Origin of the sequence: Streptomyces sp. NPDC014764, assembly GCF_043082785.1 — a bacterium.
Taxonomy (GTDB): domain Bacteria; phylum Actinomycetota; class Actinomycetes; order Streptomycetales; family Streptomycetaceae; genus Streptomyces; species Streptomyces althioticus.
The window spans coordinates 457524-472176 of the sequence record NZ_JBIBXY010000005.1; the positions used below are offsets into that span (position 1 = coordinate 457524).

The window sequence follows — 14653 nt, forward strand, 5'->3', positions numbered from 1 at the left end:
GAGCGGCGGTTCAGCGGCGCGGGAGGGCCTGTTCGGCCCAGATGGTCTTGCCCCCGTCGGCCTGCCGGCTCCCCCAGCGCTGGGTGAGTTGGGCGACCAGCAGCAGCCCCCGGCCGCCCTCGTCGAAGGCGTGCGCCCGGCGCAGATGGGGCGAGGTGGGACTGCAGTCGCTGACCTCGCAGATGAGGGTGCGGTCGCGGATCAGCCGGAGGCGGAGCGGCGGCTCCCCGTAGCGGATGGCGTTGGTGACCAGTTCGCTGACCACGAGTTCGGTGACGAAGGCGACGTCCTCCAGCTCCCAGTCGGACAGCAGATCGACCGCCCACTGCCGCACGGCCGGTACCTCGCCCGGGTCCGGGGAGACGTCCCGCACGGCGACCTGTCCGGCGCCCAGGGCACGGGTGCGGGCGAGCAGCAGGGCGACGTCGTCTCCGGGCTCCTCGGGCAGCACCGCCTTGAGCACCACGTCGCACAAGGCGTCCAGCGACTCGGCGGGTGCCTTGAGGGCGCGGCAGAGTTCCCCGGTGGAGTGGTCGACGTCGCGGCCCCGGCCCTCGACGAGCCCGTCGGTGTAGAAGGCGACGACGCAGCCCTCCGGCAGCTCCAGCTCGGTCGCCTCGAACGGCAGCCCGCCCACGCCCAGCGGCGGCCCCGGGTTCAGCGGCACGAGGCGGCAGGTGCCGTCCGGCATGAGCAGGGCGGGCGGGGGATGTCCGGCGCCGGCCACGGCGAGACGGCGGGAGACCGGATCGTAGACGGCGTACAGGCAGGTGGCGCCGAGTTCCGGCACGTCCTCGCGCTCGTCGGCGGCGAGGTGGGCGACCAGGTCGTCGAGGTGGGTGAGCAGTTCCTCGGGCGGCAGGTCGACGTCCGCGAGGGTCCGTACGGCGGTGCAGAGGCGGCCCATGGTGGCCGTGGAGGGAATGCCGTGCCCGACGACGTCCCCGACGACGAGGGCGACCCGGGTGCCGGAGAGGGGGATGACGTCGAACCAGTCGCCGCCGATGCCGGCCGCGGACGCGGACGGCAGGTAGCGGTGGGCGATCTCGAGGGCCGCCTGTCCGGGCAGCACCCGCGGCAGCAGGCTGTGCTGAAGGGTCAGTGCGGTGGCGCGCTCCCGGGCGAAGCGGCGGGCGTTGTCGACGCAGACGGCGGCCCGGCTGGCGATCTCCTCGGCCAGGGGGGCGTCGTCGGCGACGAATCCGTCGGGGCGGACGTTGCGGACGGCGACGGCAACGCCGAGCGTGATGCCGCGGGCGCGCAGCGGCACGGCAAGCTCCGAGTGGATGCCGGTGGGCCGCGCGCCGCACGCGCGCAGCGCCTCCGCGCCGCGTTCGGCCATCCACCGGTCGAAGTCCTTCTCCCCCGTCCGGGCGAGGACGGCTCTGCCCGCGCGCAGTGCCCGGGCGGGCGGCGAGTAGGGCGGGTAGACGTCGGTGCGGCCCAGCGGGACGGCCGTGGCGGGCGCCCTCGGGCCGGCGGAGGCGTGCGCCGCGCGGCGCACGACGACGTCGGGATCCCCGCGCAGCGGGGGCGCCTCCGCGTCGAGCACCCAGTCGAGCAGGTCGACGGCGGCGAAGTCGGCGAAGTCCGGCACCAGCAGTGCCACGAGTTCCTCGGCGGTGCGGACGACGTCGAGGGTGGTGCCCAGGGAGGTGGTGGCCTCGTCGATCAGGGCCAGCCGGAGCCGGGCGCGGTGCTGCTCGGTGCTGTCCAGGCCGGCCAGTGCGGCGCCGACGACCCGGCCGGTGGTGTCGCGCAGCGGCCACATCTCGACGTCCCAGGTCTGCTCGTCCGGGCCGGCGCCGACCTGGCTGTAGGTCTCGTCGCGCATCGAGCGGCCGGTCTCGACGACTTCGCGCATGTTGCGGTCGATGGAGCGGGTGCCCTCGCTCGGGCCCGCGGCGTCGAGGAAGGTGCGGCCGAGCAGGGTCTCCTCGGAGCCTCCCATCGCCTCGCAGGCGGCGGCGTTGAGCCGGACGAAGCGGTGATCGGTGTCGAAGACGGAGATGGGCAGGGACGACTGTTCGAAGACCAGCCCGCCCAGCGACGTCTCCCGCGCGCCGGCGGGCGCGGCGGTGATCACGTACCCGGCGGTCTCGTCCCCGGGTCCGTGGAGGGGGGACACCTCGATCCGGAGTGTCAGGGCGTGGCCGTCGCGGTGACGCACCGTGACGGTCCCCTGCGGCAGGGGCGGGCCGCCGTGCGGGATCTCCCCGCTGTCGGGCTCCTCGGCCATCTCCCCGCTGCCGGCTTCCTCGGCTAGCAGGTCCCGTACGGGACGGCCCACGGCCTCGTCGGCGGAGAACCCGGTCAGCCGCCGGGCTCCCTCGCTCCACCCCGTCACGACGCCGCGGGCATCGGCAACAAGCGCGGCGGAGGCGTCGTCCATTGGTCCAGGATCGACCCGCGGCCGTCACCTCTCAACCGCGGAGGGTGCTTACGGTGCCCGGCCGCCTCAGCCGCGGTGTGCGCGCAGGGCGGCGAGCGCCTTGTCCGCGTGGGAGTTCATGCGCAGCTCGCTGCGGACGACCTCCAGCACGGTCCGGTCCTGGCCGATGACGAAGGTGGCCCGCTTGGTGGGCGCCACGGAGATGCCCCGCTTCACGCCGAACATCTCGCGGATCGTGCCGTCGGTGTCGGACAGCAGGGGCATGCCGAGGGTGTGCCGTCCGGCGAACTCGGCCTGGCGCTCCACCGGGTCCGCGCTGACGCCGACCGGGCGGGCGCCCACCTCGGCGAACTCGGCGGCGAGGTCGCGGAAGTGGCAGGCCTGCGCGGTGCAGCCGGGGCTCAGGGCGGCGGGGTAGAAGAACAGCACCACCGGGCCGTCGGCGAGGAGCCCGGACAGCCGGCGGACGGTGCCGGTCTCGTCGGGCGCGGCGAAGTCCTCGACCTTGTCGCCCTTCTCGAGGCGCGCGCTCATGCCGCACCGTCCGCGTTCTTGGCGACGCCGCGCGCCCACAGGACGAGCGGCACCTGGAGCGGCAGCCGGCCGAAGGCGGCGGCGCGCTGCGGGGCGGGGCGGTGGCGCCAGTCGACGGCCATCTTCACGTTGGCGGGGAACACCCCGACGAAGAACGCCGCCGCTGCCAGTGCGGCGGTCTTGCGGGTGCGGGGCAGGGCCACCCCTGCGGCCAGCGCCAGTTCGGCGACGCCGCTGGCGTACGTCCAGGCGCGGGGTGAGCCGGGCAGGGAGCGCGGGACGACGTGGTCGAACTGGCGGGGGGCGGCGAAGTGCGCGGTGCCCGCGGCGGCCAGCAGACCGGCGAGCAGCAGGGGTGAGCGTGCGGACCGTGACACGGTTCCTCCTCCGGTGACTGCCGCGCACGTTACCGGACGGTAAGGGGGCTGCCGGGCGGGAGGGTCGGGGCTCAGTCGGCCGGGGACCCGGCGTCCGCCTCGGCCGCGTGGGCGAGGAAGTCGTCGACCATGCGGTGGAACAGCGTCGCCAGGCGGCGCAGGTCCTCCTCGGACCAGTGGGCGAGGGCGGCCTGCATGCCGCGCACCCCGGTCTCGCGGATCCGGGCGATCGCGTCGCGGCCGGCCTCGGTGAGCTCGATGCGCTGGGCCCGGCGGTCGTCCGGGTCGGGCACGCGGACGACGTGGCCGGACCTCTCCAGATGCTGCACGGTGCGCGTGACGTGCGAGGCCTCCACTCCGAGCCGCGCCGCCAGCTCCCCCGGCCGCATCGGCTCCTCGTCGGCCATCTTCCGCAGCAGCGCCGCCCCCGCCCGGTCCAGCGGCACGCCCGCGGCGGCCATCAGCCGCTCGTGCTGCCGGGCGCGCGAGCTGAGGTAGGTGATGCGGTACAGCGCGCGCTCGATCTCGGCCACCTCCGGGGAGGCGGAGGCGTCGGAAGGCGGGGGTGTGGACATGGGGCGCACTTTACCATCTCATTGCGTAACTCAATCAATTGAGCGGCTAGGAACGGACCCTTCCGTTCACGCCCCCGCGCGCCTCCGGCCGCGCTCCGTTCGGGCGAAACAGCGAGGCCGGACGCGTGGGGCCGGGCGGCGGCGTCCACACCTCACCCGTGACCCTCCCGCTGCTCCCGCCCATGCTCGCCACCCCCGGCCGCCTGCCGCCTTCCTCGGCGGACGCGCGCTGGGCGTACGAGACCAAGCAGGACGGCCAGCGGGCGGTGGTCTACCTCCCGGGCGACGGGACCGTCGTACTGCGCGCCCGGTCCGGCCAGGAGATCACCGGCGCGTATCCCGAGCTGCACCCGCTGGCGGCCGCGCTCGGGGCCCGTCCCGCCGTGCTGGACGGGGAGGTCCTCGCCCTCGACGCGGAGGGCCGGGCCAGCTTCCAGCTGCTCCAGTCGCGGATGGGCCTGAGCCACTCCCCGGCCCGCGCGGCCCGCCGGGCGGAGACGGTACCGGTGCACCTGATCCTGTTCGACGTGATGCACCTGGACGGCCGCCCGCTGCTCCGCGAGCCGTACGTCCGCCGCCGCGAGGAGCTGCTGGGCCTCGGGCTCGACGGGCCCTTCTGGTCCACCCCGGCCGCGATCGTGGGCCACGGCGCCGAGGCGCTGCGGGCCACCGTCGAGCACGGCCTGGAGGGACTGGTGTGCAAGCGGCTGGACTCGGTGTACGAGCCGGGGGTCCGCTCCCGCGCCTGGGTCAAGATCCGCAACATGCGCAGCGAGGACGTGCTGGTCGGGGGCTGGCTGCCGGGCAAGGGCAGGCTGACCGGACTGCCGGGCGCCGTCCTGGTCGGACAGCGGGCGGAGGGCCGGCTGCGCTACGTGGGCGGTGTGGGCACCGGCTGGAGCGAGGCCGAACGCACCGAGCTGGCCGCGCTGCTGAAGGCCGCGGCGACCGACGTCTGCCCCTTCGACCCTCCGCCCTCCGTCCCGGGCGCCCGCTGGGTGGTGCCCCGGCTGGTCGGCGAGGTGCGCTACAGCACCCGCACCCGGGAGGGCATCCTGCGCCAGCCGTCCTGGCTGCGGCTCCGGCCCGACCTCGCGCCCGAGGACGCGGCGGCCGACCTCCCCGACGACCTGGGGTGACCCGGGGGCGGCCGCGCGCCGTCCGCCCGTCCTGCCACCGTCGACACCCGCACCCCCTCTTGGCATGGGCACGTCCGACCGGGATGCTGTGAACTCCCCAGCCCCCCACATCCGTTGGGCTGCGCCTGTCCGAGGAGGACGCAGTGTCGCAGAGGACGTCCCGTACGCACGCCAGGAGATGGCTGACCGGCCTCGCCGGTGCGGCCGCCCTGGTCGTCGCCTTCCCCGCAACGGCCTTCGCCGCTCCCCCGCCCGCACTCCCCGCCGACGCCGACGCACTGGAGAGCACCTACCAGCCGGCCTTCGACTACGACACCGACGGCTGCTACTCCTCCGCGGCGATCGGCCCCGACGGCACCGTCAACGCCGGACTGAAGCCGACCGGCGCCCTCAACGGGAACTGCCGCGACGCGTCCGACCTGGACAACACCAACGGCTACGCGCGGGCCAAGTGCAACAACGGCTGGTGCGCCGTGGTCTACGCGCTGTACTTCGAGAAGGACCAGGCGCTCCCGGGCGTGAGCCTCGGCGGCCACCGCCACGACTGGGAGCACGTCGTGGTGTGGGTCCAGAACGACACCGTGCAGTACGTGGCGACGTCCAACCACGGCTCGTTCACGATCCACCCCCGCTCGTCCGTCCGCTTCGAGGGCACACACCCGAAGGTCGTCTACCACAAGGACGGCATCAGCACGCACTGCTTCCGCCTGGCCGGCGCGGGCGACGAACCCCCGGAGAACCACAAGGGCACCTGGCAGTACCCGCCGCTGGTCGGCTGGAACGGCTATCCGCCGGGGCTGCGCGAGAAGCTCGTCGCCCACGACTTCGGCAGCGCCCACTTCGGCCTGAAGGACGGCAGCTTCGCCTCGCACCTCGCCAAGGCCAAGCCGTCCGGCATCCCCTTCGACCCGAACGGATGAGGGTCGTGGGCGAGTTGACGCCCGGGAGTTCGAAGCCGTGTCCGCGGCACCGGAGGGCGACGGGGGTCTATCGTGACGCCATGGCCGTCCCGGAACTGATCCGTATCGTCTCCCGCGACTCGCCCATGGCGCTCGCCCAGGTCGAGCGCGTCCGCGCGGAGCTGACCGCGTCCCATCCCGGGGTGCGCACCGAGGTCGTCCCGGTGCGCACGACGGGGGACAAGTGGCTGGGTGACCTGTCGCAGGTGGAGGGCAAGGGCGCGTTCACCAAGGAGGTGGACGCCGCGTTGCTGGCCGGCGAGGCCGACCTCGCGGTGCACTGCGTGAAGGACGTTCCCGCCGACCGGCCGCTCCCGGCGGGCACGGTGTTCGCGGCCTTCCTGGAGCGGGACGACGTCCGCGACGCGCTGGTCCACCCGGACGGCCTCACCCTGGACGAACTGCCGCCCGGCACCCGGATCGGCACGTCGTCGGTGCGCCGGGTCGCCCAGCTCGCCGCCACCCATCCGCAGCTGCGGTGCGTGCCACTGCGCGGCAACGCCAACCGGCGGCTGGCGAAGCTGGCCGAGGGCGAGGTGGACGCGCTGCTGCTCGCGGCGGCCGGCCTGGAGCGGATCGGCCGCGCCGACGTGATCAGCGAGGTGCTGTCGCCCGACGTGATGCTGCCGCCGGTCGGCGCGGGCGTCCTGGCCCTGCAGTGCCGGGAGGGCGACACGGACCTGATCGAGGCGGCCGCCGTCCTCAACCACCCGGACACGCACCGCGAGACGACCGCCGAGCGGATGCTGCTGCACGTCCTCCAGGGGCACTGCAACAGCCCGATCGCCGGACTCGCCCGCGTGGACCGCAGCGGTGAACTGTCCCTGCGCGCCTGCGTGTTCACCCCGGACGGCAAGACCCGGCTGAACGCCCACGAGTGGGCGGGACGACTGGACCCGGCGACGCTCGGCACGTCGGTCGCCGTTGCGCTGCTGCGTCAGGGCGCCCGCGAGGTCATCGACGGCATCCCGCACTGAGCCTCCCGGGCGGGCGGGTCAGGCGGTGCCCTCCTCCGCCTGCTCCTGGAGGAACAGGCTCACCTGCTGGGCGAGGCTCTCCCGGGCCGCCCCGGCCGTCGCGCCCGCCGAGGGATCGAGCACTCCGACGCCGCCCGTCCACAGCTGGCGTCCGGCCCACTCCTCGTCGGCGCGCAGCTGCACCTGGACGTCGACCTGCGCCAGGGACGCCTCGGACGCGGCCGCGTAGAGCACGGCGGTGGCGCGGCGCAGCGGATAGACGTCGAATCCCTCGATGAATTGAGAGTTGCGCCAGTCGACGAATGCGCTCTCGCCGTCGGGGCCGGTGCGCACGTCGATCTGACCGTCCTCGAGATGAATGCACACGGGACGCTCACCCCGGTTTTCCACGGTCACCCGGACCCGGAAGTACGACAGCCCTTCGGCGGCGTCGTCGCGCCCGCGCGGCGGGTCGCCCGCTTCCAGACGGTGGACGCGGACCCGCAGACCGGCATACTCGTCGTACTCCTGCCAGTCCCCGACCACGTTCGGCTCGTACACAGTGCACCTCTCGACTTCTGTCCGCTGCTTCCTATCTGTGGGCTCAGCGCACTGTCAAATGAGCGGAATGCGCTGTGGTCAGGCGGTTCGCCCGATCTGATCGCCGATCAAGCGCTGCGCAGGAGGAATCGCCCGGCCGGACCACCGGCGGGCCGCGGAGGCGTGCCGTACATCACGTCCGGCGCGGAGGCCACTCGCGGCAACGGCGGCGCCCGGCCCCCTCCCCCGCCCGAACGGCCCGGCACCCGCGCCCCGGCCTGCCGCTTTTCACCCCTCGAATTCTCCCGGCTCCGCAGCGTACGCATTTTCCGAATTCAACGGAACGCGATCCGTCACGGTTTTTCCCGCAGCCGTTTTGAAATCGCGGCGGACCGGGAAAGGAATTCTCAGTGCTTCGGACAGGAGGCACGTCCGTGTTGTCCGTGTTCTGTCCATCCGGCACCCGCTCAGGGAGGTGCGCGCGTGATGCGTACCGTCAGTCCCAGGAAGCCCCACTCCCATGACGACGCCCCCGAGACGGCGCGTGACTTCGAGCGTCTGGCCGGTCTGCCCGACGGGCCGGAGCGCCGGAGGCTGCGCGACGAGCTGGTCACGGCGTGGCTGCCGATGGCCGAGCGCATCGCCGTCCGGTTCCGCGGTCGAGGAGAGGCCCTGGAGGACCTGTACCAGGTGGCGGCCCTGGGTCTGGTGAAGGCCGTCGACCACTACGACCCGGCGCGCGGCAACGCCTTCGAGGCGTACGCGGTGCCGACCGTCACCGGCGAGATCAAACGCCATTTCCGCGACCACATGTGGACGCTGCACGTGCCGCGCCGGGTGCAGGACCTGCGCAACCGGGTGCGCACCGCGGCCAAGGAGCTGTCGCAGACCACGCCGGGCCGACCGCCCACGGTGGCCGAGATCGCCGCGCACGCACGGCTGACGGAGGACGAGGTGCGTACCGGGGCGGAGGCCCTGGAGTGTTTCTCCGCGCTCTCGCTGGAGGCGGAGATGCCGGGCACCGACGGGTACGCGCTCGGCGACTCGATCGGCGGCCCGGACCCGGCGTACGACGCCGTCGTGGACCGGGTGGCGGTGCGGCCGTGTCTGGAGGCGCTGCCGGAGCGTGAGCGGCTCATCCTTTATCTGCGCTTCTTCAAGGGGATGACGCAGAGCGGCATCGCCGACCAGCTGGGCATCTCCCAGATGCATGTCTCCCGCCTGCTGAGCAGCTGCTTCGCGCAGGTGCGCGAGGAGCTGGCGTCGGCCGACGCCGGATGAGCGCTCAGGTCTCCGGGGGGACGTCCGGGAGACGGGTGGGGCCGAGCCGGTCGAGGGTCTCCTCGAGGACCGTGCGGACCTCGGCGGGCAGGGCGCCCGTGCGGCCCCAGACGAGGATCATGTCGGCGATGCTGCGGAGTTTGATGTTGGTCCGCTGGGACACCTCCCGCAGCACCGTCCAGCCCTGGTCGGGCGAGACCCGCCCGAGTGCGACGATCATGCCGATGGCCTGGTCCACCACCGCGTGCGAGACGACGGCGTCCTTCAGCTGCTGGACTTCTTCCTCCAGCTGGAGGATCCGGTCCGCGCCCCCGTCCGTGGGCATGGTCACCTCCGGTTCCGGTGTGCCGCTGCCGCGGCGCCTTCGCCAAGTGCTTGAGTGCCTTCACCCGGTGTCCGATCCCTCCATGGTCGCCACACGGTCCGCCCTCTGCCACCGGGGTGGACCACGGGTGGCCGGGGTCACCGTTTCGGGGCCGCCGCCGGGGTACTCGGCAGGCGCCCGGGCCGGTGCCCCACGGACACTGGTGTCTTCCGGGTGGCTGCCGGGCCGACGAGATCAGGACGCGACTGCTATGAACCACGACATGACCTCCCCCGCCGGCGCGACGGACGTCGTCTCGACGGACGCCGTCTACGGCGCTCCCTGCTGGGTGAGTCTGACCAGCCGCGACCTGCAGGGCACCGAGGAGTTCTACAGCGCCGTGCTCGGCTGGGAGTGGCGTCCCATGCGGCTGGGCGACCAGTTCCGCGTCGCCCTGGCGAACGGCCGGCCGGTGGCGGGGATCGCCGCCGTGGCCGGCATGTGGCAGATGGCGGTGGCGTGGACGCCGTACTTCGCGGTGCGCAGCGCCGACGAGGCCGCCGCGCGGGTGCAGGAGCGCGGCGGGACCGCGGCGGTGGGCCCGATCTCGCTGCCGCCGGGCCGCGCCGCGCTGCTCGCCGACCGGGACGGGGCGACGTTCGGGGTCTGGGAGGGCGCGCTGTTCAGCGACTGGCCCACCTGGCGCCGGGCGCAGCTGGCGTTCATCCGGCTGCACACCCGGGACGCCTTCGACGCGGCGATCTTCTACGGCGAGGTCTTCGACTGGGCGTCCGGCGGGCCGGGCGGCTGCGAGGTGCACTACGAGGGCGAGGAAGTGGTGCTGCGCAGCCAGGGCGACGTGGTGGCGCGCATCGAGTCGGGCGCACTGGGGTCGGCCCCGGATCCGCGGATCCGGCCGCACTGGCAGGTTCACTTCACCGTGGCGGACGTGGCCGCCTGCGCCCGCGTCGCCGAGGAGCGGGGCGGCGCGGTGCTCGCGCTGGGCCCCGAGGAGGCGGTGCTGAGCGACAACGAGGGCGCCCGTTTCACGGTCACCTCGCGCCGCGAGCACTGAAGACCTCCCCGGGGCCGCCCGGTCACCGTGAGGCGCGGGACGGGCGGGACAGCAGCACCAGGCTGCGGGCGTCCACGGTCAGCCGGGTGCCCGCCTTGCGTTCCGCCTCGTCGGGGGTGCCGTCCGGGTCGGCGGTGTCGATCAGCGCCGTCCACCGCTCGCCGTAGGAGGCGTCCGGCAGGCGGAAGCCGACCGGCTCCCAGTGGCTGTTGAGCAGCAGCAGGAACGAGTCGTCGATGACGGGCCGGCCGCGCGGGTCCGGTTCGGCGATGGCGTCGCCGTTGAGGAACACGCCGACCGAGTGCGCGTCGGCGCGCTGCCAGTCGTCGTCGGTCATCTCCCGCGCGTCGGGCGCCAGCCATACCAGGTCGGGCAGCGGCTGGTCCGCGTTGCGCGGGGTCTCGCCCTTGAAGAACCGGCGACGGCGCAGCACCGGGTGCTCCCGGCGCAGGGAGATCAGCCGGCGGGTGAAGTCCACCAGCCCCCGCTGGTCGTCGCCGAGGCGCCAGTCGATCCAGCTGATCTCGTTGTCCTGACAGTAGGCGTTGTTGTTGCCGCGCTGGGTGCGGCCCAGCTCGTCGCCGTGGGAGAGCATCGGAATGCCCTGTGACAGCAGCAGCGTGGCCAGGAAGTTGCGCTGCTGACGGGCGCGCAGCTCCCGTACGGACGGGTCGCGGGTCGGGCCCTCCGCGCCGCAGTTCCAGGACCGGTTGTCGTTCTCGCCGTCCTGGTTGTCCTCGCCGTTGGCCTCGTTGTGCTTGTCGTTGTACGAGACCAGGTCGCTCAGGGTGAAACCGTCGTGCGCGGTGACGAAGTTGACGCTGGCGCGCGGCCGGCGCCGGTGGTGGGCGTACAGGTCGGAGGAGCCGGTCAGCCGGGACGCGAACTCGCCGAGGGTGTGGTCCTCGCCGCGCCAGAAGTCCCGTACGGCGTCCCGGTACATGCCGTTCCACTCGGACCACAGCGGGGGGAAGTTGCCGACCTGGTAACCGCCTTCGCCGACGTCCCAGGGTTCTGCGATGAGCTTGACGCGGCTGATCACCGGGTCCTGCTGGATCAGGTCGAAGAACGCCGACAGCCGGTCCACCTCGTGGAACTGCCGGGCCAGGGTGGCCGCGAGGTCGAAGCGGAACCCGTCGACGTGCATCTCGGTGACCCAGTACCGCAGCGAGTCCATGATCAGCTGGAGCACGTAGGGGTGGCGCATCAGCAGGCTGTTGCCGGTGCCGGTGGTGTCGTAGTAGTGCCGCCAGTCGCCGTCCACCAGACGGTAGTACGAGGAGTTGTCGATGCCCCGGAAGGAGAGGGTGGGGCCCTTCTCGTTGCCCTCGGCGGTGTGGTTGTAGACGACGTCCAGGATCACCTCGAGCCCCGCCGCGTGCAGCGCCTTCACCATCTCCTTGAACTCCGTGACCTGTTGGCCGCGGGTGCCGTGGGCGGAGTAGGCGTTGTGCGGGGCGAAGAAGCCGATGGTGTTGTAGCCCCAGTAGTTGGCGAGGCCACGGCCCTGGAGCACGCCGTCCTGGACGAACTGGTGCACCGGCATCAGCTCCACCGCGGTGACGCCGAGCGAGGTGAGGTGCTCGATCACCGAGGGGTGCGCCAGTCCGGCGTAGGTGCCGCGCAGTTCGGGCGGGACGTCGGGGTGGGTGCGGGTCAGCCCCTTGACGTGGGTCTCGTAGATCACGGTGTCGGAGTACGGACGGCAGGGGCGGGTGTCGTCACCCCAGTCGAAGGCGGGGTCGGTCACCACGCCGAGCATGGTGTGGCCCGCGCTGTCCGCCGGGTCGGGCCCGTGCGGGTTCCGCTCGTACAGCGAGGGATCGTTGTCGATCTGGCCGTCGACCGCGGTGGCGTAGGGGTCGAGGAGCAGCTTCGCCGGGTTGCAGCGGTGGCCGGCCGAGGGCGCCCAAGGGCCGTGCACCCGGTAGCCGTAGCGCTGGCCCGGACCCACGCCGGGCAGGTAGCCGTGCCAGACGAAGCCGTCGACCTCGGTGAGCCGCACGGTGCGGTGCCGGCCGTCGTCGTCCACGAGGATCAGGTCGACGCGTTCGGCGACCTCGCTGAACAGCGCGAAGTTGGTGCCCTCGCCGTCGTAGGACGCACCGAGCGGGTAGGGGCGCCCGCTCCAGGCGGGCGCCCCTTTCCGGTTGTTTCGCCGGGTCACCGGACCTCCTCCAGGAGGCCGCCCGGCGTTCGGACCCGGGCGGTGACCGTGGTGATGTTCACCTCGCGAGGCACGTCCAGGCCCTCGCTCTCGCGCGGGTCGGGCGCGGTGGGCACCAGGGGCACGCGTTCGCCGGCGCGGGCGCGCTGCGAGAACCAGATGACCTTGCTTCCGGTCTCGGTGGCGCAGCAGCCCCAGCCGTCGCTGCTGGCGGCCAGGTGCTCGAGGCAGCCCCGAAGTTCCTGGTCGGGGCGCAGCGCGCGGTCGTTGTCGGCGATCGCCGTGATGAGGTGCTGGCCGTTCCACCACATCTCGATGGAGGTGTTCTTGTCGGTGGCGTGCTCGTCGATGGCGCGCAGCAGCATCTCGGTGCCGCCGCAGACGGGCTCCATCAGGTTGTCCAGGTCCCAGTACCGGAGGTGAGCGGCCAGTATCCGGCTGACCTGTCCCACCCTCTCCGGGCTGACTTCCACGTCGAGGTGGTAGTAGCAGGGCACTGCGGTCTTCATCGTCGTTGGCTCCTCACCGCGAAGCTCGCGCTCCTCCCGTCCGGCGGACGGGCCCCCGGACACGGAACGTGAGCGGGTGTCGCTTCTGAGTCACCTTCAGACTGAGGGGGTTGGTCCATTCGTGCAACACGAGCGCACGGGTGAGACGGACGTGGCCGCATCTGAGCGCACCGGAACCGTCTGACCTGCGACGCTCGCCCCGGATCGATGGTTGAAACTCCAACAAGACGCTGGGTCACTGTCCGTGCACCATGAGTGCAGACCTCGATCGCCGTTACGGGTCCGTGCACCGGTGCGCACGGCTCCGCCCGACCGTCGGGACGACGCGCACCCATCGAGCCCCGGAAAGGTGAACGGCGCATGCTGCTACCCGCAAAAGCCGAAGTTGCCCGGCAGTTGCGTCGCTATCGGGCCTGGGAACGCGTGATGCTCGCCGCCCCCACCGACCACACGGTGCGGGCGACCTTCGAGGACTCCGGCTACACCCTCTGCGTACTGATGGGGAAGCGCTGTGCGCGGGAGGCGGCCGACGCCGCGGAACGGTACCTGCGCACCACGCTCGTCACCTATCTGCAGGAACAGAACGACCGGCCCCGGCCGGCCGCCACGGTCCGGCGCGGTCCGCCCGCCGTCGAGCGGCGCTCCCCGGCGGGAAGGCAATGACCTTCCCGCCTCCATGTGGTCCCCCGCCCGGGCGTCTGCCCGGGCATCACGAGCGGCGGAGGTGCACAGGCCCATGAAGACGACCCCGACCATCGGTCGTGTCCCGGTGAGGGACGTCCGGCCGTGCGTCGACCGCGGCAGGCGGCCGGCGAAGGCCGTCGTCGGCGAGGCGTTCGAGGTGACGGCGAGTGTGTTCCGCGAGGGGCACGACGCGGTGGCGGCCAACGTGGTGCTGAAGGATCCGGAGGGGCGTCCGGGGCCGTTCACGCCGATGCGGGAGCTGACGCCGGGCTCGGACCGGTGGGGCGCGGAAGTGGTCGCGGACGCGCCCGGCCACTGGACCTACCGCGTCGAGGCCTGGGGCGACCCCGTGGCGACCTGGCGGCACGTCGCCACCGTCAAGGTCCCGGCCGGCATCGACACGGGGCTGGTGCTGGAGGAGGGCGCCGACCTCTTCGCGCGCGCCGCGGCCGGGGTACCGCGCGACGCCGGACAGGACGTCGTCCTCGAGGCGGCCGCCACCCTGCGCGACGACGCCCTTCCCTGTGCCACCCGGCTGGCGGCGGCGTTGACGCCGGAGGTGGACGCGGTGCTGGCGAGGCACCCGTTGCGGGAGCTGGTCACCAGCAGCGAGCCGCTGCCCCTGCTGGTGGAACGGGAACGCGCGCTGTTCGGGTCCTGGTACGAGTTCTTCCCCCGCTCGGAGGGAACGCCCGAGCAGCCGCACGGCACCTTCGACACGGCCGCGCGCCGGCTCCCCGCGATCGCCGCGATGGGCTTCGACGTCGTCTACCTGCCCCCGGTCCACCCGATCGGCACGACCTTCCGCAAGGGCCCCAACAACACCCTCGACGCCGGCCCGGACGACGTGGGTGTGCCGTGGGCGATCGGCTCCCCCGAGGGCGGCCACGACGCCGTGCACCCGCGACTGGGCACCCTGGAGGACTTCACCCGGTTCGTGGACCGCGCCCGGGACCTGGGCATGGAGGTCGCCCTCGACTTCGCCCTGCAGTGCTCGCCGGACCACCCCTGGGTGCACAAGCACCCCGAGTGGTTCCACCACCGCCCCGACGGCTCCATCGCCTACGCGGAGAACCCGCCGAAGAAGTACCAGGACATCTACCCGATCGCGTTCGACGCGGACATGGACGGCCTGGTCGCGGAGACCTGCCGGATCCTGCG

At 73.0% G+C, this 14653-nt stretch carries 15 protein-coding genes; 7 read left to right on the plus strand and 8 right to left on the minus strand.

The window, feature by feature from the left end:
* Positions 1–10 precede the first annotated feature (10 nt).
* From ACF1AG_RS16355 to ACF1AG_RS16370, 4 genes are all read right to left on the minus strand, one after another.
* Complete coding sequence (locus ACF1AG_RS16355; protein WP_391809917.1) at positions 11–2392, minus strand: SpoIIE family protein phosphatase; 2382 nt, start codon at positions 2390–2392, stop codon at positions 11–13.
* A 66-nt stretch (positions 2393–2458) separates the two neighbouring features.
* On the minus strand, positions 2459–2926 hold the full coding sequence (locus tag ACF1AG_RS16360) for a peroxiredoxin (RefSeq protein WP_359603839.1): 468 nt from the start codon (positions 2924–2926) through the stop codon (positions 2459–2461).
* Positions 2923–3303, minus strand: coding sequence for a hypothetical protein (locus ACF1AG_RS16365; protein WP_359603841.1), 381 nt, complete (start codon positions 3301–3303; stop codon positions 2923–2925). Before ACF1AG_RS16365 ends, ACF1AG_RS16360 begins: the two co-directional genes overlap by 4 nt.
* Before the next feature lie 71 nt (positions 3304–3374).
* Positions 3375–3878: a MarR family transcriptional regulator gene (locus ACF1AG_RS16370; RefSeq protein ID WP_359603842.1), complete on the minus strand. Its 504-nt coding sequence runs from the start codon at positions 3876–3878 to the stop codon at positions 3375–3377.
* A gap of 158 nt (positions 3879–4036) precedes the next feature.
* On the opposite strand from ACF1AG_RS16370, the gene ACF1AG_RS16375 reads away from it, so the two are divergent.
* From ACF1AG_RS16375 to hemC, 3 genes are all read left to right on the plus strand, one after another.
* Positions 4037–5017: an ATP-dependent DNA ligase gene (locus ACF1AG_RS16375; RefSeq protein WP_391809918.1), complete on the plus strand. Its 981-nt coding sequence runs from the start codon at positions 4037–4039 to the stop codon at positions 5015–5017.
* A gap of 143 nt (positions 5018–5160) precedes the next feature.
* Positions 5161–5937, plus strand: a complete 777-nt coding sequence (locus tag ACF1AG_RS16380) for an NPP1 family protein (protein ID WP_359603846.1) — start codon at positions 5161–5163, stop codon at positions 5935–5937.
* Positions 5938–6017: 80 nt separating this feature from the next.
* Positions 6018–6953 carry a hydroxymethylbilane synthase gene (gene hemC / locus ACF1AG_RS16385; protein WP_359603848.1) on the plus strand — a complete coding sequence of 312 codons (936 nt, stop codon included), beginning with the start codon at positions 6018–6020 and terminating at the stop codon, positions 6951–6953.
* Positions 6954–6971: 18 nt separating this feature from the next.
* On the opposite strand, the gene ACF1AG_RS16390 is transcribed toward hemC, so the two are convergent.
* Positions 6972–7493 carry a hypothetical protein gene (locus tag ACF1AG_RS16390; RefSeq protein WP_391809919.1) on the minus strand — a complete coding sequence of 174 codons (522 nt, stop codon included), beginning with the start codon at positions 7491–7493 and terminating at the stop codon, positions 6972–6974.
* A 465-nt stretch (positions 7494–7958) separates the two neighbouring features.
* On the opposite strand from ACF1AG_RS16390, the gene ACF1AG_RS16395 reads away from it, so the two are divergent.
* Complete coding sequence (locus tag ACF1AG_RS16395; protein ID WP_359603852.1) at positions 7959–8753, plus strand: RNA polymerase sigma factor SigF; 795 nt, start codon at positions 7959–7961, stop codon at positions 8751–8753.
* 4 nt (positions 8754–8757) lie between these two features.
* On the opposite strand, the gene ACF1AG_RS16400 is transcribed toward ACF1AG_RS16395, so the two are convergent.
* Complete coding sequence (locus ACF1AG_RS16400) at positions 8758–9084, minus strand: ANTAR domain-containing protein (protein WP_359753254.1); 327 nt, start codon at positions 9082–9084, stop codon at positions 8758–8760.
* 244 nt (positions 9085–9328) lie between these two features.
* Here ACF1AG_RS16400 and ACF1AG_RS16405 point away from each other — a divergent pair, with 244 nt between their 5' ends.
* Positions 9329–10132, plus strand: a complete 804-nt coding sequence (locus tag ACF1AG_RS16405) for a VOC family protein (protein WP_359603853.1) — start codon at positions 9329–9331, stop codon at positions 10130–10132.
* A gap of 22 nt (positions 10133–10154) precedes the next feature.
* Here the strand turns inward: ACF1AG_RS16405 and glgX are convergent, their stop codons facing one another.
* Together glgX and ACF1AG_RS16415 are read right to left on the minus strand one after the other, a co-directional pair.
* Complete coding sequence (gene glgX / locus ACF1AG_RS16410; RefSeq protein ID WP_359603855.1) at positions 10155–12299, minus strand: glycogen debranching protein GlgX; 2145 nt, start codon at positions 12297–12299, stop codon at positions 10155–10157.
* Positions 12296–12808 (minus strand): pep a2, encoded by a 513-nt coding sequence (locus ACF1AG_RS16415; protein ID WP_359603857.1) that lies wholly within the window; start codon positions 12806–12808, stop codon positions 12296–12298. Before ACF1AG_RS16415 ends, glgX begins: the two co-directional genes overlap by 4 nt.
* Before the next feature lie 360 nt (positions 12809–13168).
* Between ACF1AG_RS16415 and ACF1AG_RS16420 the strand changes: the two genes are divergently transcribed.
* Entirely contained in the window at positions 13169–13471 is a 303-nt protein-coding gene (locus ACF1AG_RS16420) for a DUF5133 domain-containing protein (RefSeq protein ID WP_026243935.1), read from the plus strand.
* A 73-nt stretch (positions 13472–13544) separates the two neighbouring features.
* On the plus strand, positions 13545–14653 hold a 1109-nt coding region (locus ACF1AG_RS16425), incomplete at its 3' end, for a maltotransferase domain-containing protein (RefSeq protein ID WP_391809920.1).

Excerpts from the sequence above, each read along its gene's own strand:
- ACF1AG_RS16370 (WP_359603842.1), bottom strand. The coding sequence starts at position 3,878 with ATGTCCACACCCCCGCCTTCCGACGCCTCCGCCTCCCCGGAGGTGGCC.
- ACF1AG_RS16405 (WP_359603853.1), top strand. The coding sequence starts at position 9,329 with ATGAACCACGACATGACCTCCCCCGCCGGCGCGACGGACGTCGTCTCG.
- ACF1AG_RS16360 (WP_359603839.1), bottom strand. The coding sequence starts at position 2,926 with ATGAGCGCGCGCCTCGAGAAGGGCGACAAGGTCGAGGACTTCGCCGCG.
- ACF1AG_RS16395 (WP_359603852.1), top strand. The coding sequence starts at position 7,959 with ATGCGTACCGTCAGTCCCAGGAAGCCCCACTCCCATGACGACGCCCCC.
- hemC (WP_359603848.1), top strand. The coding sequence starts at position 6,018 with ATGGCCGTCCCGGAACTGATCCGTATCGTCTCCCGCGACTCGCCCATG.
- ACF1AG_RS16355 (WP_391809917.1), bottom strand. The coding sequence starts at position 2,392 with ATGGACGACGCCTCCGCCGCGCTTGTTGCCGATGCCCGCGGCGTCGTG.
- ACF1AG_RS16415 (WP_359603857.1), bottom strand. The coding sequence starts at position 12,808 with ATGAAGACCGCAGTGCCCTGCTACTACCACCTCGACGTGGAAGTCAGC.
- ACF1AG_RS16420 (WP_026243935.1), top strand. The coding sequence starts at position 13,169 with ATGCTGCTACCCGCAAAAGCCGAAGTTGCCCGGCAGTTGCGTCGCTAT.